Origin of the sequence: Melghirimyces algeriensis, assembly GCF_900182565.1 — a bacterium.
Taxonomy (GTDB): Bacteria; Bacillota; Bacilli; order Thermoactinomycetales; family DSM-45169; genus Melghirimyces; species Melghirimyces algeriensis.
The window spans coordinates 133366-154491 of sequence record NZ_FXTI01000006.1 but is presented as its reverse complement, the minus strand read 5'-3'; the positions used below and the strand labels follow the sequence as shown (position 1 = coordinate 154491).

At 48.1% G+C, this 21126-nt stretch carries 23 protein-coding genes and 1 riboswitch; of the genes, 16 read left to right on the top strand and 7 right to left on the bottom strand.

What is annotated here, in order from left to right; translation table 11 throughout:
* Positions 1–4 precede the first annotated feature (4 nt).
* The 3 genes from FN782_RS10485 (at position 5) to FN782_RS10475 (ending at position 2043) form a co-directional block, all read left to right on the top strand.
* Positions 5–577: a nitroreductase family protein gene (locus tag FN782_RS10485; protein ID WP_142505744.1), complete on the top strand. Its 573-nt coding sequence runs from the start codon at positions 5–7 to the stop codon at positions 575–577.
* A gap of 62 nt (positions 578–639) precedes the next feature.
* Positions 640–1203 (top strand): glycerol-3-phosphate acyltransferase, encoded by a 564-nt coding sequence (locus FN782_RS10480; protein ID WP_142505743.1) that lies wholly within the window; start codon positions 640–642, stop codon positions 1201–1203.
* A gap of 36 nt (positions 1204–1239) precedes the next feature.
* Complete coding sequence (locus FN782_RS10475) at positions 1240–2043, top strand: DUF2797 domain-containing protein (RefSeq protein ID WP_342778382.1); 804 nt, start codon at positions 1240–1242, stop codon at positions 2041–2043.
* 227 nt (positions 2044–2270) lie between these two features.
* On the opposite strand, the gene FN782_RS10470 is transcribed toward FN782_RS10475, so the two are convergent.
* Positions 2271–3119 (bottom strand): alpha/beta hydrolase family protein, encoded by an 849-nt coding sequence (locus tag FN782_RS10470; protein WP_185956213.1) that lies wholly within the window; start codon positions 3117–3119, stop codon positions 2271–2273.
* Between the two features lie 107 nt (positions 3120–3226).
* A riboswitch (cobalamin riboswitch) is annotated at positions 3227–3420 on the top strand.
* A 135-nt stretch (positions 3421–3555) separates the two neighbouring features.
* On the opposite strand from FN782_RS10470, the gene FN782_RS10465 reads away from it, so the two are divergent.
* The 8 genes from FN782_RS10465 to FN782_RS10430 all read left to right on the top strand — a co-directional run bounded on the left by FN782_RS10465 (position 3556) and on the right by FN782_RS10430 (position 10526).
* Positions 3556–4497: an ABC transporter substrate-binding protein gene (locus tag FN782_RS10465; RefSeq protein WP_142505740.1), complete on the top strand. Its 942-nt coding sequence runs from the start codon at positions 3556–3558 to the stop codon at positions 4495–4497.
* Positions 4498–4562: 65 nt separating this feature from the next.
* Positions 4563–5525: a FecCD family ABC transporter permease gene (locus tag FN782_RS10460; protein ID WP_342778387.1), complete on the top strand. Its 963-nt coding sequence runs from the start codon at positions 4563–4565 to the stop codon at positions 5523–5525.
* 28 nt (positions 5526–5553) lie between these two features.
* A complete protein-coding gene (locus FN782_RS10455) occupies positions 5554–6378 on the top strand; it encodes a heme ABC transporter ATP-binding protein (RefSeq protein ID WP_142505738.1) in 825 nt (274 codons plus the stop codon).
* Between the two features lie 12 nt (positions 6379–6390).
* Positions 6391–6948, top strand: a complete 558-nt coding sequence (locus FN782_RS10450) for a cob(I)yrinic acid a,c-diamide adenosyltransferase (RefSeq protein WP_142505737.1) — start codon at positions 6391–6393, stop codon at positions 6946–6948.
* A 33-nt stretch (positions 6949–6981) separates the two neighbouring features.
* Positions 6982–7341: an arsenate reductase family protein gene (locus FN782_RS10445; protein WP_142505736.1), complete on the top strand. Its 360-nt coding sequence runs from the start codon at positions 6982–6984 to the stop codon at positions 7339–7341.
* Between the two features lie 568 nt (positions 7342–7909).
* A complete protein-coding gene (locus FN782_RS10440; RefSeq protein WP_142505735.1) occupies positions 7910–9541 on the top strand; it encodes a thiamine pyrophosphate-binding protein in 1632 nt (543 codons plus the stop codon).
* A gap of 59 nt (positions 9542–9600) precedes the next feature.
* The gene (locus FN782_RS10435) at positions 9601–10284 is read left to right on the top strand and encodes an SOS response-associated peptidase (RefSeq protein ID WP_142505734.1); all 684 of its coding nucleotides are present in this window, start codon (positions 9601–9603) and stop codon (positions 10282–10284) included.
* Positions 10285–10331: 47 nt separating this feature from the next.
* Positions 10332–10526 (top strand): hypothetical protein, encoded by a 195-nt coding sequence (locus FN782_RS10430; protein ID WP_142505733.1) that lies wholly within the window; start codon positions 10332–10334, stop codon positions 10524–10526.
* Between the two features lie 7 nt (positions 10527–10533).
* Here FN782_RS10430 and FN782_RS10425 read toward each other — a convergent pair whose 3' ends face one another.
* Entirely contained in the window at positions 10534–12135 is a 1602-nt protein-coding gene (locus FN782_RS10425) for a bifunctional metallophosphatase/5'-nucleotidase (protein WP_142505732.1), read from the bottom strand.
* Positions 12136–12431: 296 nt separating this feature from the next.
* On the opposite strand from FN782_RS10425, the gene FN782_RS10420 reads away from it, so the two are divergent.
* The 3 genes from FN782_RS10420 to gcvH all read left to right on the top strand — a co-directional run bounded on the left by FN782_RS10420 (position 12432) and on the right by gcvH (position 13915).
* Positions 12432–12971: a peroxiredoxin gene (locus FN782_RS10420; protein ID WP_221930176.1), complete on the top strand. Its 540-nt coding sequence runs from the start codon at positions 12432–12434 to the stop codon at positions 12969–12971.
* 94 nt (positions 12972–13065) lie between these two features.
* Positions 13066–13518: a redoxin domain-containing protein gene (locus tag FN782_RS10415; protein WP_281285940.1), complete on the top strand. Its 453-nt coding sequence runs from the start codon at positions 13066–13068 to the stop codon at positions 13516–13518.
* Between the two features lie 13 nt (positions 13519–13531).
* Positions 13532–13915, top strand: a complete 384-nt coding sequence (gene gcvH, locus FN782_RS10410; RefSeq protein WP_142505731.1) for a glycine cleavage system protein GcvH — start codon at positions 13532–13534, stop codon at positions 13913–13915.
* Between the two features lie 48 nt (positions 13916–13963).
* On the opposite strand, the gene udk is transcribed toward gcvH, so the two are convergent.
* Together udk and pckA are read right to left on the bottom strand one after the other, a co-directional pair.
* The gene (udk, locus tag FN782_RS10405; RefSeq protein ID WP_142505730.1) at positions 13964–14584 is read right to left on the bottom strand and encodes a uridine kinase; all 621 of its coding nucleotides are present in this window, start codon (positions 14582–14584) and stop codon (positions 13964–13966) included.
* Between the two features lie 230 nt (positions 14585–14814).
* A complete protein-coding gene (gene pckA / locus FN782_RS10400; protein ID WP_142505729.1) occupies positions 14815–16395 on the bottom strand; it encodes a phosphoenolpyruvate carboxykinase (ATP) in 1581 nt (526 codons plus the stop codon).
* A gap of 218 nt (positions 16396–16613) precedes the next feature.
* On the opposite strand from pckA, the gene FN782_RS10395 reads away from it, so the two are divergent.
* Complete coding sequence (locus tag FN782_RS10395; RefSeq protein WP_142505728.1) at positions 16614–16985, top strand: S1 RNA-binding domain-containing protein; 372 nt, start codon at positions 16614–16616, stop codon at positions 16983–16985.
* Between the two features lie 96 nt (positions 16986–17081).
* On the opposite strand, the gene pknB is transcribed toward FN782_RS10395, so the two are convergent.
* The 3 genes from pknB to mnmL all read right to left on the bottom strand — a co-directional run bounded on the left by pknB (position 17082) and on the right by mnmL (position 20417).
* Positions 17082–18698, bottom strand: a complete 1617-nt coding sequence (pknB, locus tag FN782_RS10390) for a Stk1 family PASTA domain-containing Ser/Thr kinase (protein ID WP_142505727.1) — start codon at positions 18696–18698, stop codon at positions 17082–17084.
* A gap of 112 nt (positions 18699–18810) precedes the next feature.
* On the bottom strand, positions 18811–19422 hold the full coding sequence (gene mnmM / locus FN782_RS10385) for a tRNA 5-(aminomethyl)-2-thiouridylate-methyltransferase MnmM (protein WP_142505726.1): 612 nt from the start codon (positions 19420–19422) through the stop codon (positions 18811–18813).
* Complete coding sequence (gene mnmL, locus FN782_RS10380) at positions 19419–20417, bottom strand: tRNA modification radical SAM protein MnmL/YtqA (RefSeq protein ID WP_142505725.1); 999 nt, start codon at positions 20415–20417, stop codon at positions 19419–19421. The genes mnmM and mnmL overlap by 4 nt, the downstream gene beginning before the upstream one ends.
* 165 nt (positions 20418–20582) lie before the next feature.
* Here mnmL and FN782_RS10375 point away from each other — a divergent pair, with 165 nt between their 5' ends.
* Positions 20583–21020 (top strand): ferritin-like domain-containing protein, encoded by a 438-nt coding sequence (locus tag FN782_RS10375; RefSeq protein ID WP_185956212.1) that lies wholly within the window; start codon positions 20583–20585, stop codon positions 21018–21020.
* The last annotated feature ends 106 nt before the right edge of the window (positions 21021–21126 follow it).

The following is a 21126-nucleotide window of genomic DNA, read 5'->3' as shown; positions in this document are numbered from 1 at the left end:
ACATTTGCAACTTGGTCAAGCGATCCGAACACGAAGAAGTATTGGAAAGGTGAGCGAAAATCTCCCTGAACGGGAGCTGATCGAAAAGATACTGGAGGCAGCTCGCTGGGCACCCAACCATCATATGACCCAGCCGTGGAAGTATTTCGTCCTGACCGGGGATGCCCGAACCCGTCTCGGAGAAGTGATGAAGGAGATTAAAGCAGAAAGCATGACAGAAGATGAAAAAAGGGATTCCACCGATCGATTGGAACGGGAAGCGAAAAAGCCTCTTCGGGCTCCGGTATTGATTGCCGCAGCGGTGACCCCTTCGGATGATCCAAAGGTGGAAGAGATTGAGGAGGTTTGCGCCGTAGCTGCCGGAATTCAAAATGCTCTTTTGATGGCACATGCTTTGGGACTTGGAGCCATTTGGAGAACGGGAAAGCCGACCTATCACCCTCGAATGAAGCAATTTTTCGGATTGAAAGAGCGGGATACACTGCTCGGATTTCTGTATATCGGTTATCCAGCTATTCAGCCGAAAGAACGTCCACGAAGCTCACTGGAGGAAAAAGTGGAGTGGTGGGATCAATAAATCTCTTTGCTTTGACGGTTATGCCTTTGTTTATGATCTGACCATCAGAGGGGGAATGGCCAGTGACCCTGTTCCTGATTAGCGTGACAGCCTATTTAGTTGGCTCCATCCCCATTCTCGCTTTTTTCAGGGGAAAACCGCTTGTAGGAATCTATCCGGTTCGCAACCTTCGGGAGGCATTGATCATCATTGGAATGCAAATGTCCAAAGGGGCGTTGGTCACTTTGATGGGATTGATGGTTTCCGGTTGGATTGGAGCGGCTTTTGCTGCTGTGGCCGTGGTGTTAGGAGACCTGTTTCCGGTTTTCAGCAGATTTCAAGGCGGAACGGGAGTGGCAGTCACCGCAGGTGCTCTGGCCATTTTGAGTCCTTTGCTGATTCTCTTGGGCGTTGGGATTTATCTGATCACATTACTTTTGACTCGCTACCTATCTCTTTCTTTGGTGTTATCCGCTGTGGGAGTAATGTTGCTCACGCTTGTTCTGTTTCCCAAGCTGTATGTGGTTTTGGTGGTCTTTTTCGTTGGAGTCCTGATTTTGTTTCGTCAGAGGGGACTTTTCAGGCGTTGGAGAAGAGGAAGGGAAGCACCGATTCGTGGGTGGCATGGTCTTCGCCGTTGGAAATAAAAATATGCGTCTTAGTTGAATGTTGTGGAGGAGCACATGATGCAACATATGGGCTGTTTAAGAGCACTGAAACATCAAGTTCAGGATCCCATTTCCTATTTTCTTAGAGTGGATCATCATGTTATACCTATGAACCAAGTGATCGGAGAGAACATACGAATCCGTTTCAAGGGTGAAATTTACTGTATTCATTGTGGTCGAAGGATGAAAAAAGGGTATCGATCCGGTTCCTGCTTCAAATGCTTTCGCGATTTGCCTGAAAACGACCTCTGCATGGTAAAACCGGAATTATGCCATTATGATCAAGGTACCTGTCGTGATCATATATTTGGTGAAACCCATTGTATGCAACCCCATTATGTCTACTTGGCACTTTCCAGTGATGTCAAAGTGGGGATCACGCGAAAGGGAAGTGCCTTCAAACGCTGGGTGGACCAGGGGGCAGTGGCTGCCTTGCCGATTGCGGAAGTGCCGACAAGGAAGGATGCAGGTTTTTTGGAAGTACATCTGTCCCAGTTCCTTTCAGATAAGACCAATTGGCGCCGGATGTTGAAAAATGAGATTGTCGACCGTGATTTGTGGGAAGTAAGGGAAGAACTGAAGGAAAAAATTCCCGTTTCCTTTCAACCCTGGTTGTTGAAGGAACCGAAGTTATATCGATTTACATATCCGCAAACAATGGTACCGAGCAAGATTACATCGCTCAATTTGGACAAGCAATCGGAAGTGACAGGCCAACTGATGGGAATCAAGGGTCAGTATCTCATTTTGGATACGGGAGTCTTGAATGTGCGCAAGTTTTCGGGATACAATGTTTCATTGGAATTAAATGGAGGATGAATACTTTCACCCAAAGATGAAACATGGGTCCCAAAAAATCCGTTTAAACAGATAGGAATAGCATCCATTGGTGGAGAAATATTTTTTAATTAAGTTTTTAATGATTGACATATATTTTTATTTAATATATATTGTGTAATGAAGAAAGGCAATTCTCTATATATTTGTTTTTATGTGTTTGACCCCCTTGAGACGAAAGGGCCGGCCCAGAAGGCCGGTCCTTTCGTTTAGAAGTTCGTCCTGAAAATTTGCTTAAAGAAATGAATCGTTTTTTGCAAAGCTTCATCCAATTGAGGGGTACTTTCCTGAAAAGGATGCGTGGCGTTAAACGTGTGTCCTGCCTCTTGGATGATATGAAGTTGGGAACGGGGAGCTCTTTGGTCGATGGATTTTGCAGTTTGCACGGAAACAGCGGGATCTTGTGCTGCTTGAAGAATGAGAATCGGTTGCCTGTACTCAGATAATCGGCCCAAGAGGTCAAATCGCTTTTTGTTGGTTTCGATATCATCCAGTACTTCCCGGCTGATCGGCATTTCCTGCCCTGTGCGAGCGTTAAGGATCGTTCCCGTTCCTTTTGTCAGGATATCTTGTTTTAAATCATCAGAAAAGAAATCCACACGAGAAACACTGTTCCAAAGGGCGACCCCTCTGATGGCGGGATGATCCATGGCAAAGAGAAGGCTGTTGACCCCTCCCCGGCTGTGACCGAGAAGTGCAGTCTGTTTCATATCCAGTTCCTCTGAAAACGGAACATTCCCATCATTCAATTGCTGGAAAAGAACCTGTAAGTCTTCTTGTTCCCGACTGTATGTGTTACGGGCAAACTTATGGAGTTCGGTGAATGCTTCTCCATCTTCTCCAACACCATTCATGGAAAAATTAAAAGTGATCACAGCCAGACCGGATTCAGCTAGGGTTTCGGCGGCGTAGGGAAAAAATCCCCACTTTCTGAACCCTTTGAAGCCATGGCAAATGGCAACGACCGGATGAGAGCCTTGATGATCCGGAAGATGAATCGCTCCATGAATCAGACGATCTTCTTTTCCCACGTCCAAAACAAAAGATTTTGTCCTCATATGGATGCTCCTTTCCATAACTTCTCATTTCATTATCCTGCTTTCCATCGATTTTTGCATCCTGTTTTATAAAATCGAACCTGCTGGGATGTTATAATGAATGGGACAAGTGAAAAGAATGAAAAGGTTCTTCCATCTGCTGTCGGGTGGAAGTGAAAAGGGAAGCCGGTGAGATTCCGGCACGGTCCCGCCACTGTATTTGAGGAGCCTGACCGCATGTTGCCACTGTCTGAGAAGATGGGAAGGCGCGGGAAGGCGATGATCCATGAGTCAGGAGACCTGCCTTTTCATGCGAAGCTTGCTATCTCCTTCGAGGTAAAGGAGAGCGTCGGTCTGTTGTGGACGGTTTGTGCCCCGTTCCGACTCCGCATCCCCTTGCCTCTTGGCGTGGGGTTTTATTTTGCCTCTAATTTATGGTGGAAGGGAGAAATCGAGGTTGAAGCAAGGGTCAAGGATACTGTTCGTTCTGTTTTCATTGTTGTTGGTGTTTGGGGTGGCTGGTTGCACGACGGCACCGGGTGCTGATCAGAAATCCCAACAGGAACAGGAAACAGGATATCCGGTTGAATTAACGGATGACACAGGAAAACAGGTAAAGATAAAAGAAGAACCCCAGCGGATTGTTTCTTTGATTCCCAGTATGACGGAGACGGTTTATGCTCTGGAACGCGGTGATCGGGTCGTGGGGGTAACCACCAACGATGACTATCCGAAAGAGGTCAAAAAAGTGGAAAAAGTGGGAGATATGAATGTTGATGCAGAGAAAGTAGTCTCCCTTAAGCCAGATCTGGTATTAGCTTCCAGCTCCATGAATAAAGATTCGGTGAAGAAACTGCGCAAGTTGGGGCTGACCGTTCTTGCCTATGATCCCAAAAATCTGAAAAGTGTCTTCCAGCAAACCCGTGATGTGGGCAAGGCTGTGGGAGCGAAAGAAGAGGCTGACCGGCTGATTGACAAAATGAAGAAGGAAAAAGAAATGGCGGAAAAAGTGGCCTCCAAGGTACCGGATCAGGAAAAGGCCCAAGTATGGGTGGAGGTATCCCCGGACCTGTTTACAGCTGGAAACAACACATTTATGAATGAACTGATCACCCTGGCTGGCGGAAAAAATGTCTCTGTAAAAGTGGATGGATGGGGGCAGGTTTCCTCGGAAAAAGTGGTCAAGTGGAATCCGGAAGTGATTCTGTACACACATCCAGAGAAAAAGAAGACGATTGCTTCCCGGAGTGGTTGGGATGAGATTCGAGCAGTCAAGGAAGACCGAATCCAACAGTTGGACGCGAATATCGTCAACCGTCCAGGGCCTCGGATTACCCAGGGACTGCTGCAAATCTGCAAGGCGATCTATCCTGAGGAATATGCCCATGTTGTCAAATGAAGCGTGAAAGCTGGTTGATCCGATTAAACATTTGCTCAGGATTGCTTATCCTGATTTTGTTCTTGGTGATGGGTGTATCCATCTCCTGGGGAAGTGCCGACCTTCGGCTTGCTGATGTATGGCGGGTGGTTCTTGCTCATTTGGTTGGGGGAGCTTCCGTCGATTCAGCGACTGATGCCATTGTCTGGAATATTCGGCTCCCTCGCGTCATTTTATCCGCTTTAATCGGTGCGGCACTGGCAGGAGCGGGAGTGGTTTTTCAGGGGGTGTTGCGCAATCCTCTCGCAGACCCGTATATTCTGGGTGTTTCCTCCGGTGCTGCTTTGGGAGCTGCCCTTGCTCTTCTGACTGGATTGGGCACAACCCTTTGGGGAGAATGGTCAGTCCCCCTCTGGGCCTTTCTGTTTGCCGCCATTGCGCTCTTTCTTGTATTAGGTTTGGCTCGCCGGGGAATGCGAACAGAGACACTCATCCTCTCAGGTGTGGTGGTACAGGCTTTTTTTGGTGCAATGCTCATGTTATTGATTTCTGTCACTTCCGCTGAAGAGATGCAACGGATTCAGTTTTGGATCATGGGAAGCGTTTCTCTGAGAGAATGGCAGCATATTTATGCGGTTCTTCCTTTTTTTCTCGCGGGCGGGGTTGTGGTTTGGCTGATGTCTCGCACACTCAATCTCTTTGCGCTTGGAGAGCGATATGCAGGACATTTGGGGGTTTCCGTCAATCGGACGCGGACATGGCTTCTTCTGCTGGCCACACTCATGACGGCTGCTGCTGTGGCTGTCTCCGGGACGATCGGATTTGTCGGTTTGGTCATTCCCCATATGATGCGGAGGATGATCGGTCCGGATCACCGGGTACTGTTTCCCGTTTCCGTTCTGAGCGGAGCCGTGTTTCTGGTTGCGGCGGATACATTGGCCCGTACGGTTTTAGAACCGAGAGAACTTCCGATCGGAGTGGTAACTGCGTTGGTGGGGGTTCCCTTTTTTGCCTGGCAGCTAAGACGCGGGATTCGGTTGGGTCAATAGGCCTGTACTCCATGAAGGAGGGAGAGGCATGCTGGAAGTAGAAAATCTAAAAAAATCCTATCACGGCCAAACCATCCTTCAAGGATTGGAGTTTACGGTTGCCGCCGGTGAGATGATGGGGGTGATCGGTCCAAATGGAAGTGGAAAAACCACCTTGGTCCGTCTGCTGTCCAATGAAACAGAGCCGGATGAAGGGGAGGTATACTTGGATGGAAGGCTGATATCCCAATGGTCTGGGCGACAGAGAGCCCTTCGGCTGGCCGTTCTTCCCCAGGAAGGACTTCCCGCTGTTCCCTTTACTGTGGAGGAAGTCATCGCTACAGGTCGTCATCCTCATCAGGGGTGGTGGCCGTGGAGCGGGCGCATGGATCAGAAAGTGGTTGAGCGTGTCATGAAACAAACCGGCCTTCTTTCCAAGCGAGACAGACGGATCGATCGGTTAAGTGGCGGGGAGCGACAGCTTGTTGCATTGGCCAAGGCGATGGTACAGGAGCCAAATGTGTTGATTCTGGATGAACCCACCACCTATCTGGATATCGCCCATCAGGTGGCTGTTTTGGATCAGATTCAACAGTGGCGGAACCAAGAAGAGCTGGCGGTTTTGGTGGTGCTGCATGATCTGAACCTGGCGTCTCAGTACTGTGATCGTCTCCTGTTGATCAAGGAAGGGGTGCAAGTGGCAGAGGGAACGCCGACCGAGGTGTTGACGGCGGAACGGATTCATGATGTCTACGGAATCATCCCGCAAATCATCCGCCATCCGGTGACCCAGCTCCCCCAGGTATTGCTCTGTCCAAGTGAACACGGGACATCTCTTGAATCTGTTTCGTTGTCATACGGTATACTCAGATGAGGAGGAATGAAAATGAAATTGTACACTCGAACGGGTGACGCCGGAAAAACGAGTGTGGTTGGGGGACGGGTGGATAAGGATGCCATCCGAGTGGAAGCCTATGGAACCACCGATGAGGTAAATGCTTTTGTCAGCGAGGTTCTGGTACGGATGGAATCTTCCAAGTATGCCGATATGATCCAGGATTTGACCGTGATACAACATGAACTGTTTGATGCAGGAGGGGACCTGGCTCAAGCGGGGAAAAAGCGAGACTACCAAGTATCAGCGGAGATGGTGGATCGTTTGGAAGAATGGATTGACCGCTATGATCAGGAGGCGCCAGACATCAGACGTTTTATTCTTCCAGGCGGAAGTGCGGTTTCTTCTGCTCTTCATACCTGTCGCGTTTTAACCCGGCGAGCGGAGCGGCGGGTGGTGACATTATCCCGTGAAGAGGAGACGAATCAGGAAGTGCAACGCTATTTAAACCGACTCTCCGATCTCTTTTTTGCCATGGCACGGGCTGCCAATGTTCGGGAAGGAGTTCAGGATGTGGAGTATAATCGTGGGAAGGATGTCTTCCGTTAAATCAATAACGTTGAAAAATGGAGGTTCAGGCCGATGTCGTTAAAAGTGTATCAGTATCCACGGTGTGGAACCTGTCGCAAGGCGGTTCAATATCTGAAAGAAAAAGAGATTGCCTTTGAAGATCAACATATTGTTGAAAACCCGCCAAGCCGGGTGGAATTGGAAAAGCTGGTCAAAAAAAGTGGTCTGCCGGTGCGGAAGTTTTTTAACACCAGTGGGAAAAAGTATCGGGAGCTCGGTCTCAAAGATCGTCTGAAAGAGATGGATGAAAGTGAAATGCTGGATCTGCTCGCATCTGACGGAATGCTGATTAAACGGCCGATTATCACCGATGGGGAAAATGTGACCGTGGGCTTTAAGGAAGAAACATTTGACGAAGTTTGGAGGAAATAATCCATTTTCATCTTGTCCATCCATCCCGATGTGAAATTGCTGACAAGAACCCTCAAATATACTGAGTGGATCAACCTCGTGTTGAAGGAACGAAATGAATAACTGTTTCCGCTATGTTCATGAGAATTGCCGACAGGAGACTCGTCAATTCATTGGCGTGGAGGGATGTTCGCGTAGCTCGGTATCGCCCTTGTGGGGATGCTTAGAGCAACCATCTTTTCTCCTGTCGTCCTCCTTTCTGAGTAGGATTCCTGTCATATTTGTAGAATAAATGAAACATAACCGAAAACCGAATGGGACTTATCCAGGGTAAAGGTTGGGCGCACATTGTGCCATAAGGCACTCTTACCACATCAGCATGACTGGTGTGGTACGGGTAGCTGTCAGCCTGCCCTGATGTAACATCAGTTCAAGGTCAGAGATTCCGAGAATCGCTCGCATGACTGGATCGTTACAAGCTCACCATTTCAATGGTGAGTCGTTGACTCTCTCACACCCTGTCAGGGTGTCTTTTTTGTATTTCTCCCCTATGAAATAAGAAGAATAGTGGGAAAGGGAGGGATTATAAATGGCTGTAAACCAACAGACGGCGGTTACGCCAAAAGCTGTTGCACAGTATGTTGTGGAGCAATTGGCTGCATGGGGTTGTCGCACCATCTATGGAGTGGCAGGGGATGCTACTCTGTATTTGATGGATGCAATTGCTCAGCAGGGAGAGATCCAGTATGTCAATTGCCGGTTGGAGACAACGGCAGCATTGATGGCATCCGCAGAAGCGAAACGAACCGGTCGTCTAGCCGTCTGCACGGCTACAAGCGGTCCCGGAGTGGCCAGTTTAATCAATGGATTGGGAGATGCCGCCCAGGATCAGGCACCTGTTCTGGCGATCACAGGTCAAGTGGAACGAAAAGATGTGGGAACCGGAGCCAAACAGGAAGTGGACCAACAGCAGTTGATTCAGCCTTTGGCTGTCTACTCTGCTCTGGCAACAGATGCTAGGGCAATACCCATTCAATTGAATCTGGCGATGAAAAAAGCGCTTTCAAGAGGAGGAGTCGCTCATTTGTCCGTTCCCAAGGAGGTTTGGCTGGAAGGAGTGGATGCTGATCTGTTTCCCCTCATGTCTGCTCGAACAGTTCCATCGCCGGATTCAGGTGAAATGGAATGGGCATGTCAGATACTGAATGCCTGTTCCCGACCGGTGATTCTGGCTGGACGGGGAGTGAAAAACGTACAGGAAGCAATACCGGAGTTGGCGGAAAAGCTGGGTGCAGCCATCATCACGACCCTCCCGGCCCGGCCATTTGTCTCCAACAGCCACCGTCTGTTTGTCGGAGGGTTGGGGCAGGCGGGCAGTGATATCGCTTCCGATCTCCTGAAGGATGCAGATGCTTGTCTGATTCTTGGCTCCACATGGTGGCCAGAGGATTTTGTTCCTCAGAAGATTCCAGTGGTGCAGGTGGATGCGACACCGGAAAATATCGGGAATACAATGTCAGTGTCAGCGCCGGTAGTCGGGGATCTGTCATCTGTCCTGCCATTTTTTATTCGAAATATCCGGGATCATCAACGGTTTGCTTGGTTGCAGCGGATACAGGAGTTAAAAGCAAGGTGGAAAGCACAAATAGAAATGGAAGCCCGTTTAGATACGCAACCCATCGCTCCCCAACGGGTTATTTCAGCCCTGAATCGCTGTGTGGCCCCGGATGCGATCATCACTCTGGATGTCGGGGATCATGTGCTTTGGTTTAACCGAATCTTTCAGACAGACCGGCAGGAAATCCTGGTTTCAGGTCGTTGGCGTACACTGGGATTTGCTCTGCCAGCAGCGATGTCCGCCAAACGGTCTGAGCCGGATCGGCAAGTGGTCGCTTTGGTTGGAGATGGGGGATTTGGTACCACCATGGTAGATTTGGTCACAGCCGTTGTTTATCAGTGGCCGATCACAATTGTGGTGATGAACAACGGTTCTTTTGCCATGGAACAGAATCGGATGATCCAGGCGGGGCTTCATCCCTTAGGCAGTGATGTGAACAATCCGGACTTTTCGCTCTTGGCTCAAGCCTTTGGAGCCGAAGGATTTCGTGTGGAGACCGGGGATCAGTTGGAGGTAACGCTGTCCCAAGCGCTCACATCGGACAAGGTCTCCGTGGTGGATGTGGTTTGTGATGATCCAATCGTTCCGCATACAAAAATATAAAGGGGATGGGAGATAGGGCAACGAAATAATGCTATATGCGCGAAAGGCGGGGAAAAACGATGTGCGGACGTTTTACGTTGACGGTTCGTCCGGATGATATCAAGAGACGCTTTCGGATCGATGATGCAGACCATGCGCGGATGGAAGAGCTTCCGCGATATAATATCGCCCCGACGCAACGGGTGCCGATTGTGATCCAACAGGAGAAGAAACGGAAGCTAGTCCCTATGCGTTGGGGACTGATTCCACACTGGGCGAAGGATTCATCCTTTGGGAGCCGTCTGATTAATGCCCGCAGTGAGACGGTCAGTCAAAAGCCGGCATTTCGCCGAGCCTTTCAACGAGCCCGCTGTTTGGTTCCGGCGGACGGTTTCTTTGAGTGGAAAAAGAGCGAGTCCGGTAACAAAGAACCGATGCGGATCACCATGAAGCATGGTACGTTGTTTGCGTTTGCCGGCTTATGGGAAAAATGGATGGATGCAACGGGAAATGCGGTATACTCCTTTACCATTCTTACAACCCATCCCAACGAAAAAATGCGCAGGTTACATCACCGGATGCCTGTCATCCTGAAGGAAAGTGATGAATGGATATGGTTGGACCCCACTATACATGATCCCGGTGTACTCCATTCCCTTTTGTCTCCTTGTGAATCAGAAGATATTGAGATGTATCCCGTTTCCACTGTCGTCAACTCACCAAAAAATGATGGTCCGGAATGTATCCGACCGCTTGCTTTATAAAAAACACTTGAGACTGCTGACAAAGATAAATAAGAGGGGGAGATCCGGTGGAGCATCCTTTTCCGACGACCCAGCGGAACCCCTGGAGGTCCCAACCGTTTAGCGGATATTTTGGTCGCTGGTTGGTGGAGCGGACTCCTTCCACTTCCTTGCTGGAGGAAAGAGATGCGGAAACGAATATCTCCCCTTCACCACTTTGTCATGAACCTCACGCTTCCGTTTATACGGAAGCGCGAGCATGATGTTTTTCTACGGATTTATTTTTTGAATTCTTCCTTCAATTTTGGCAGAAAAAGGTTGGGAGAGTTGCTGAATGTATTCCACCAAGGCATCCAAATCCACGGAATGAATCGTTTGATCTGTCGCTTCGGTGAAAACGGTGAAGTGATCGCCGCCGGAGGCAATAAAGCTGTTGGCCGTCACCGTATAGGAAGCATCAGGATGAATGGGAGTGCCGTCCGCCTTTTGCAATTGGACGATTCGGTCATTTGCCGGACGGGTTGCATCCCATGTATAGGTAAGGCCGGAGATTTGCAGGATGCGGGTTCGGCCATCCTGCCACTGTTGATTTAACAGTCGTTTAATCTGTTTGCCGGTCAGGGTCATGGTAACCAAGTCATTATTGAAGGGCTGAACGGTATACAGATCTCCCCAGGTGACCGTGCCCTCTTCGATATTGGCGCGAATTCCACCGGGATTCATAAAAGCGAAGTCCGTTTTTGTCTTCCAACGTTGAGCATCAGCGATCAAGTTCCCCAGAGCTGATTCACCAGCTGGGGATGGGTTACGTATCAAGGTTTGATCAGCTTCACCTATTTTTCGGTTGATAATGGGAGCTACTTGTTTTTCATATTTCTGCACCATGGAACGGATTTTTGGATCAGGCTGAATCCCTTCATGCCAAGTGGTGACAATTTTAGCCTTTTTTTGAATGATATCGCCGGTACGTCGGTCTAGAGTGAGATCAATGTCAGAGAACGCTGTTCCATAGCTGTATGATTGCACGAGCAGCTTTCCGTCGATGGTTCCGTTCAGACGGGAGTGACTGTGACCGGATATGACGACATCCACCTCATCATCCATTTTCCGGGTAATATCTGCGATCGGCCCGCTAATTTCTTCTGTATGTCTGTCCTGAAAGGCCCCTTCATGGGCGAGGACGACAATGGCCTGAACACCTTTCTTTTCCAGTTTTTTCACTTCACGGTTGACCGCTTGGGCTGCATCTGTAAAAGATACGTCTTTAACGGCCTTAGGGGTGACAATATTTGGAGTGTCTGTGGTGGCAATGCCGATGAATCCAACCGGAATGCCCCGAACTTTCTTGATCTTGTGTGGCGGGAGCACGGGTTTTCCTGAATCCTTCCAAACGACGTTTGCCACTGTGTAAGGGAAGTCAGCACCTTCAAAATAACCGGTACTCTCGTGCTTTCCTCCATGGATTAACCGCAACATTTCCTGAACGCCCTCATCAAACTCATGATTGCCGACTGTTCCGACATCAAAATGTAAGCGATTTAATAGTTCAATGGTGGGTTCATCCTGCAACAGGGCTGATACGGGTGCACTGGCTCCTACCATGTCTCCGGCATGAACCATCCATGTGTTTTTATTCTGGGCTTTGCGCTTTTTCAGATGTGCAGCGAGATAATCCGCCCGTCCCGCTTTCCCGTCTCCAATCGTTTGCGCAACATTTAGTTGTCCATGAAAATCATTCACGCCGAGAAGCTGAAGTTGAACGAAATGTCCTTTTCGTTTTCCCTTGGCATGAATATCAGGTGTGATCCCCAAAGATACAATCAGAGCCGTGCATATAAGAACAGCCAATCCGGTTTGTTTCCAGCTTTTCATCATTTCACTCCTTCTCCCCTTTTTACAGTGATATTTTACCATGTAACCCTTAACAAACGATGGAATATGTATTGATTTTTTGAAAAGATGAGAGATTGCAGTCACAGTGTTGGTTATTTTCTCCTTTTTTCATTGATAATGATTCCCAGATAATATTTAATTCAATTTAGTATTGACTTTTATTTCTCAGATGGTATTTTATTAATGGGACCGGGTAATGGAAGATGTTTATCTTTCATTAAACTTGGGTATAACAAAGTGGAAGCTAGCTTCTACATATAAGGAGGAAGGAATCCATGGCAATGCGTTTGGTAGGACTGCCTGCACCGGATTTTGACATGGAGAGCACCAAGAATCTGGAAACTTTGGATGAAAATGTGAAGCTGTCTGACTATAAGGGGAAATGGCTGGTATTGTTCTTCTACCCGCTCGATTTCACCTTTGTCTGCCCGACAGAGATTACCGCTCTGTCTGACCGTTATGAAGAGTTTAAGGATCTGGATTGCGAAATTATCGGTGTCTCCACGGACAGCAAGTTTTCTCACCGGGCTTGGATCAAAACCCCCCGTGATGAAAACGGATTGGGTGACATCAAATACCCACTGGGTGCCGATACGACCCACAAAGTCAGCCGTGATTACGGAGTTTTGTTGGAAGATCAGGGTGTTGCTCTGCGCGGTCTGTTTATCATTGATCCTGAAGGCATTGTCCGCTATCAGGTGGTTACCGACAACAATATTGGTCGCAGCGTAGATGAAACACTCCGTGTTCTACAGGCTCTGCAAACTGGTGGCCTGTGTCCTTCCGACTGGAAACCGGGTCAAAAAACCCTGTAATCAAGGATTATCACATACCCAAGGGCCTAACGATGCCGTTAGGCTCTTTTTCTCAAGGATAGGATCTGACTTCGCTTAAAGGAGGTTGAAACATATGGCTTTGCGTTTACGTACGGAAATGCCGGAACTGAAAGGGGCATCCGAGTGGGTGAATGGGGAAGTGACGAAGGAAGAGCTTAAAGGAAAGCCCGTTCTCGTGCACTTCTGGTCCATCAGTTGTGGATTGTGCAAGGAAAGCATGCCGGATGTGCTCAAAATCCGGGATCAGTACAAAGATCAGGGCCTTCAAGTGGTGGGTATTCACATGCCCCGTTCCGAAAAGGATACGGAAGTGGGTCCGGTAAAAGAGACCATTGAAAAATATGAAATGACCCATCCGCAGGCGATTGATAATATGCACAGCATTGTGGATGCATTTGAGAACGAATATGTTCCTGCTTATTACCTCTTTGACGAGCAAGGACAACTTCGCCATCGTTCCGCTGGTGAAAAAGCCCTGAAAATGATGGAACGGCCTCTGGAACGCGTTTTGGGAAATAACGAATAGTGGAGGGATCGCAATGAATCTGCCTAATGAGCTGAAGTACAGTGAAGAACACGAATGGGTGAAACAAGAGGGAGACAATCGGGTGAAAATCGGAATTACGGATTTTGCTCAGGATGAGCTGGGGGATATTGTATTTGTGGAGTTGCCGGAGGTGGGAGACGAGCTGGAATACAATTCCCCTTTTGGAAGTGTTGAGTCGGTCAAAACGGTGTCTGAACTGTACGCACCTGTAAGTGGTAAAGTGGTGGAGATCAACAGTGAACTGGATGAATCCCCTGAAAAAGTGAATGAGTCTCCTTATGATGAGGGATGGATGATCACTGTGGAAATGAAGGATTCCTCCGAGTTGGATCGCTTAATGGATGCAGACAAGTATAAATCCCTGGTTTCAGAATAACCGAAAAAAGCGATAGAAAAGGTAATAATCCCCCGTTATACCGGGGGATCATTTTGTAGAAAGAATCGTTTGAATCTGGTTGATCAGTAGATTGACAGCCACTTGATTATATCCACCTTCGGGGATAATCAGGTCCGCGTAACGTTTACTGGGTTCAATAAATTGAAGGTGCATCGGTCGGACAACGGTCAAATACTGTTGAATTACAGAATCCAGCGTGCGCCCGCGGGTTTTCATATCCCGTTCCAAACGTCGTAGAATTCGTACATCCGCATCCGTATCCACAAATACTTTAATATCCATCCGATCCCGTAGGGATTCATCCTCAAGAATAAGGATTCCTTCCAGAATGATAACCTCTTTCGGTTCTACGGTCACATTTTTCAATGCCCGTGTATGTTGCGTATAGTCATAAACAGGCTTTTGGATCGCTTCCCATTTTAAAAGCTGATCCAGGTGGTTGATTAACAATTCGGTGTCGAAGGCCAATGGATGGTCATAATTGGTCTTGACGCGTTCATCGAATGGCAATTGGGATTGATCTTTGTAATAGGCATCCTGCTCGATTAGTGCGACGGAATCGGAAAAATGTTCGCAGATATTTCGTGCGACCGTTGTTTTTCCGGACCCACTGCCACCGGCCACGCCAATAATGATGGGTCTTTTCATTCTATAGAGTTCCTTTCCGGGTATCTTCAGTCTAAATCCTTCGTGATCATAGCAAATTTTGAGTGATTGTTTCAAGTGGAAGATGGATCTGCTTGAATATTCCAATGCTGTAGTCTTTGGAGAGTCTTCCAGGAATCGGCTCCACATAATGGTCCAAATGCACTCTCATAGAAAACAACGTCTTCTCAGGCATAAGAAGACGTTGTTCTGAATAACTGCGTAAAGAGACACTAATCGACTTGGGGTCCCGCTTTTTTTATGGCCTCGTTGATATTTGTAAAACGTTGAAAATTCTCCTGGAACCGCTGGGCGAGCTCCTTGGCTTTCGCATCATAAGCCTTCGGGTCCTTCCATGTATTTCGGGGAACTAAAACCTCACTGGGAACCTCTGGGCACCGATCCGGAACATGGATACCAAAAATCGGATCCGGTGTAAAGTTGGCTTGTTCCAGTGAGCCATTGAGAGCGGCCTTTACCATTGACCGGGTATAGGCCAGTTTCATTCGGTTCCCTTCACCATAAGGTCCACCCGACCAGCCGGTATTGACGAGATAGACACGGACATGATGCTGAGCGATTTTCTCTCCAAGCATTTCAGCATAGACCCCAGCGGGTCGCGGTAGAAAGGGAGATCCAAAACAGGTGGAAAATGTTGCTTCCGGTTCCGTGATTCCACGCTCTGTTCCAGCCAGTTTACTGGTGTATCCCGATAGGAAGTGGTACATGGCCTGCTCCGGTGTCAGCTTGGCAATCGGAGGGAGCACTCCAAAAGCGTCAGCAGTAAGGAACAGGATCACTTTGGGATGTCCTCCAACTCCAGGGATTCTCGCTGAGGGGATGTGCTGGATTGGATAAGCGGCACGGGTGTTTTCCGTCAATGATCCATCCGCGTAGTCCGGTTGCTGTTCCTCGTCCAGCACGACGTTTTCCAGTACGGATCCAAAGCGAATCGCATTCCAGATCTGGGGCTCTTTTTCCTGGGAAAGACCGATACATTTGGCATAACAGCCACCTTCAATATTGAAGATGCCCTGATCGGACCAGCCGTGTTCATCGTCACCAATCAGACTTCGTTCCGGATCGGCAGATAGTGTCGTTTTTCCCGTTCCGGAAAGACCAAAGAAGAGTGCGGTGTCTCCTTCCGGTCCCATGTTGGCGGAACAGTGCATGGGGAGTACGCTTTTTTCCGGGAGAAGATAGTTCATAATGCTGAAAATGGATTTTTTGATCTCACCTGCATACCGGGTTCCACCGATCAGGATGATCCGGTGTTTCAGACTGATGGCGATAAAGGTTTCCGAACGGGTTCTATCCCGCTCAGGATCTGCTTGAAAATCAGGAGCGCTGACCACGGTAAACTGGGGCTTGTGAAGTTTTAATTCCTCTTTGTTTGGTCGAACAAAAAGCTGTCGGGCAAACAGGTTGTGCCAGGCATATTCGTTGATAACTTGAATGGGAAGACGATATGCGGGATCGGCTCCGGCAAAGCCGTCAAAAACAAAGACGTCCCGTTTTCGTAAGTACTGACTCACTTTTTGAAACAGGTGGTCAAATGTTTCCGGTTCCATCGGTTGGTTTACATGTCCCCAATCAATCTTATCCTCGATTTCCGGATCTCTGACAATATATTTATCTTTTGGGGAACGACCGGTAAATTTTCCCGTCGTGGCCCGAAACGCACCATTGGAAGCAAGCTGTCCCTCTTTCCGTTCCAGGGCTTTTTCCACCAGTTGCGCGGCGGATAAATTGCGACAGACTTCCCCTTCCAGGATGAGGTCTACAGAACTGTGAACATCGATATGTGTTTTCATCGATCCATCCCTTTCTTTCTGCCGTTCTCTATTGTATGAATGAAAACCCGTTTCGCGATTGCTAACGGAAAAAGTATAACACATTTGCGTTTAAGTTTGAATCGGTATGGGATAATAAGAAAAATGGTGGAATGATTTGTGGGTCTTATTGCCCATTGACTTAAGCCAAAATAAGTGGTATCTTCATACAGAATGAATAAGATTGCGGGAGTGTTTGAATGAGTCAGCTAGCGGAAGGATCTGTTGTAACCGGAGAAGTTGTCGCCATTAAACCTTTTGGTGCTTTTGTTAAATTGGAATCCGGTGAAACGGGTCTGGTTCATATCTCTCAGATCTCCGGTAAATTTGTCGAAAAAGTGGAAGACGAATTGTCTGTTGGAGATTCAGTCAAGGCAAAAGTACTTTCTATTGATTCATCCGGTAAGATTTCCCTGTCGATCAAAGCATTGACCGACGACCGCCCGCGGGGTGGACGACGTGGGCGTAACAAGGGAGGAGCTCCGGATTTTGAAGACATGATGAAAAAATGGATGAAAAGCAGCGAAGAACGCCTGAGCGCGTTGGCGGCCAAGCAAAAGAAGGGCCGTTGAGATATAGATTCTTCCACATCGTCCGTCGCATCTTCCGAAGGAACCACGGAAGGTGTTTTTTTATCATGAAAAGGCACGCCTTTGTGGCGTGCCTTTTCAATCATCATCGCGTACGTCTAGAATTTTAATGGCTTCTTCCTTTTTATCCTTATCGTACAACCGGATTTTGACCAGTCCTTGTTCAGGTGGGGAAACCTCTACGGAGAAGGTTTTCTTATGGAATTCACCGGAAAGGTCTTCCTCCCCATCATAGGCGCGGATCACAGGCTGGTGTGGACCGTCTCGGTCATAGATCAGAACATCGTAATATACGCGCCCAAAATCGGTTTTTAAAGAGATTTGATACTTTCCGTCACCCATGTCCTCTGTGGATATCTCACGGAAGTGGTCATTTTCCGTTTCGCCTCGGTAAGCCTTCCAGTTGAAACCGGGCTCCTCTTTCACTTCCTCCGCATCTTCTGTATCGTCGTCCGAATCCGGGGAAGAGGTTGTTGGAGATTGGGAATCCCCTGATTTTGTCTTTTTGGGAGGATTGGATTCCGCTTGATCGCTGGTTTCATCATTTTTTCGATCCGCGGGCTGTTTTTCCTGGGCTTCAACGTCCTGCATATCCCCATTGGAAGATGTATCGTTACCGTAGATATTATAAGCAATCAATAAGGCCATAGCGACAGCCAAAGCGGATACTAAATTAATGATCCACTTCTTTGATCGGCGCTTGTTGCTGTGAATGTCTCTTCTGGAGCCGGTTAATGGGGGTTCTTGTGGTGCTGTCTGTTCCCCGGTGTGGCTTTGTACAGAGTCTGGATCTGCCGTTTCCGTCTGCTGGAGGGGTTGTGGGTCCGGCTGCTTAAAATGTTCCTGTTTGTTCATTTCCGTGAAATGAACAGGATCGGAATGAATGGACTGGAGAATATTGGACACTTCCAGGGCAGAAGTGAAACGATGCTCAGGATTTTTTTCCATTAGCTGAAAGATCACCCGGCACAGCTCTTCCGGAATGTCAGGCACAATCGTCCGGGGATCGGGGACTTGCTCCTGAAGGTGCTTCAGAGCAATAGCAACGGCTTCTTCCCCGTCAAAAGGGAGTTGACCGGTTACCATTTCATAAAGCACAACCCCCAGAGAATACAGATCTGATGTATAACGGACTTCTCTGCCTCCGGCCTGTTCAGGAGAGAAATAATGAACCGATCCCATAATAAAACCGGTTTGGGTGATTGTAGAAGAACGAGTGGACCGAGAGATGCCGAAATCAGCTAACTTAAAAACCCCTTCTGCTGTAGCCATAATATTGTGGGGTTTAATATCCCGGTGAACAATGCCGTTTTCATGGGCATGTGCGAGACCCTCACAAATTTGGGAGGCAATGGTGACAGCCTCCGTATAGGGAATACGACCGCGTTGTTGTACCAGCTCCATCAGAGTGGGACCTTCAATATATTCCATTACAATATAATAGGTGTGGCCTTCATTGCCTGCATCATATACATTGACCACATGGGGATGAGACAGACTGCCAGCTGCCCGCGCTTCGCGATGAAAGCGCCGGATAAATGTTTCATCGTGGCTGAGGGACTCATTCATGACTTTTATGGCAACATGGCGACCCAGAGCAGTGTCCTCTGCTTTATAGACGACAGCCATACCGCCGCCACCTATGCGTTCAACAATCTGATACCGGCCGCCTAACCGCTTTCCTACCACCATCATCCACCTTTCTGGGTCAAAGCAATCTGTGGCGGAATACAATGGTTGCCACAGGTTTCATTATGATTCTATCATGATAAGAGCGCTATAAAAATATATTTGACGAAAAAGTGGTTTATTTTACAAAAAAGTTTCTAGCTTCATCCGGTGGATGCTTTTTGGATTTTTGAACGGCGATGAGTGAGGGAGCATGATGGCGATTCAGGGTTTGATACTGAATCACATGAAAAACATTGGGTTTTAATGTTTTGATATAGTTTAGGACCTGTTTCGCTTCTTCCAAACCGCCGGTGTGACCGGTATAGAGAACCGCTGTGAGAATTCCGCCGGGAGCCAGCCATTTCAGTGCTTGAGAGAAGGCATGAATGGTGGTTTCCGGCTTTGTAATAATTGCAGGGTCTCCTTTAGGCAAATAACCAAGGTTAAACATGACAGCGGAAATGTTCCCCTTCCATTTCGGGGGAAGGATCTGTTCCATTTGGTGATGACTGTTTTGATGAAGTGTCACCCTGTTTACCATACCGTGTTGGTGGAGGCGATTTTCCGTGCGGTCAAGGGCTTCCTTCTGAATATCAAATCCATGAACCTGACCTTCAGGTCCCACGCCTTGGGCAAGGAAAAGCGTATCTTGGCCGTTGCCGAGGGTGGCATCCACTGCATAGGCTCCAGGAAACAAGACGCCTTTTACCAGGTCATGGGCAAAGGCGAGAGTGGACGGAAAGCTCATCGGTTTGCTTCCTTTCTTCGTTCAGGGATTGCGGTTGTGATGGTGGGTGACCATCTTTTCCCCTGCCAGGAACCGCGTTGTTTCAGCTCAGCATCGATTGCATTCAGGGTTTCCCACTTTTTTGTACTCCACATTGGGCCGATCATCAAATCCGGAGGGCCGTCCCCCGTTACCCGATGAACCACCATATCGGGTGGAAGAAGCTCCAGCGAATCGACTACCAGCCGGATATAGGTTTCCTTTTCCAGAAATTGAAGTTGTCCTTTTTTATACTGTCTCACCATGGGGGTTTTCTTTAAAAGATGCAAGGAGTGAATCTTGATCCCTTGCGTATCCATGGCTGCACAAGCCTTTGCTGTTTCCAGCATCATCTCTTCCGTTTCCCCCGGAAGGCCAAAAATAATGTGCGTACAGGTGCGAATCCCATGTTTGCGAAGTTTGGCGACCCCATCCAAAAAGCAGGCATAATCGTGTCCCCGGTTAATCAGATCGGAGGTGGAATCGTGAATTGTCTGCAATCCCAATTCCACCCACAGATACGTCCGTTGATTTAACTCCGCCAAAAGCTCCACAACATCATCGGGAAGACAATCCGGTCGGGTGGCGATGGAGAGACCGACCACATCCGGTTGCTCCAAGATCACTTCGTACATGGGACGAAGGACATCGACAGGAGCATAGGTATTGCTGAAAGCCTGAAAATAACCGATATATTTGGCTTTCGGCCATTTTTGATGCATACGGTCCCGAACGGTATGAAACTGGTGAACCAAATCCTGTCGTCGATCACCGGCAAAATCTCCTGAACCTCTTGGACTGCAAAAGGTACACCCGCCAGTAGCAACCGCTCCATCCCGGTTGGGGCAGGTGAATCCTCCATCCAGCGGAACTTTAAACACTTTTTGTCCAAACTGACTGCGAAGATGATGATTCCATGTATGATATCGTTTATCCCCCCAGAAAAGGGGGATTAGTTCCAAGGGTTGAACATTCATGGGGACATCCGTCCTTTTTTGTTTCTAGCTTCCTCCTTATTATACATGGAACAAACGATCCATCCAAACGTTCCGATGGTCATTTTGTGCAAACCATTGTTTGATTCTTGATCAAGTGGGAAACCCTAACCCTGAACCGCACCTAATGTTTACGAAGAAAGGAGAATGGCTTTGAATTCGGATATACAAGCTCTAATTGAGGGTTTGAATGAAGATTTGGCCAATGAATATGCAGCGATTATCACCTATACCTATAATGCAGCAATGGTTTCCGGGCTATCGCGACCCATTTTGAAGGAATTCTTTGAGAATGAAGCCCAAGATGAGATTAAACATGCCAGCTACCTTTCAGAAAAAATTGCTGCACTGGGTGGCCTCCCTGTAGTAAAGCCGAGTGAAGTAAAGCAGGCGACAGAAGTTCGGGAGATGCTTGAAAATGCGATTCAGGATGAAGAGGCGACCATCAAGCGTTACATGCAACGAATCAAAGAGGCGGAAAAAGCACAGCAATATGGTTTGAAAATTGATTTGGAAGATATGGTTGCAGATGAGTCCAACCACAAGGAAGAACTGCAGCGCCTTTTAAACGATCCCCGCCTATAGGAAAAGGGGTTACCCGCAGCCGGTCGGTTGCGGTTTTTTTCATCCGTACCGAATGGCTTGTTCTGCCGATGCGGATAAACTGTATCATTATCTGTTTCGTACTGTT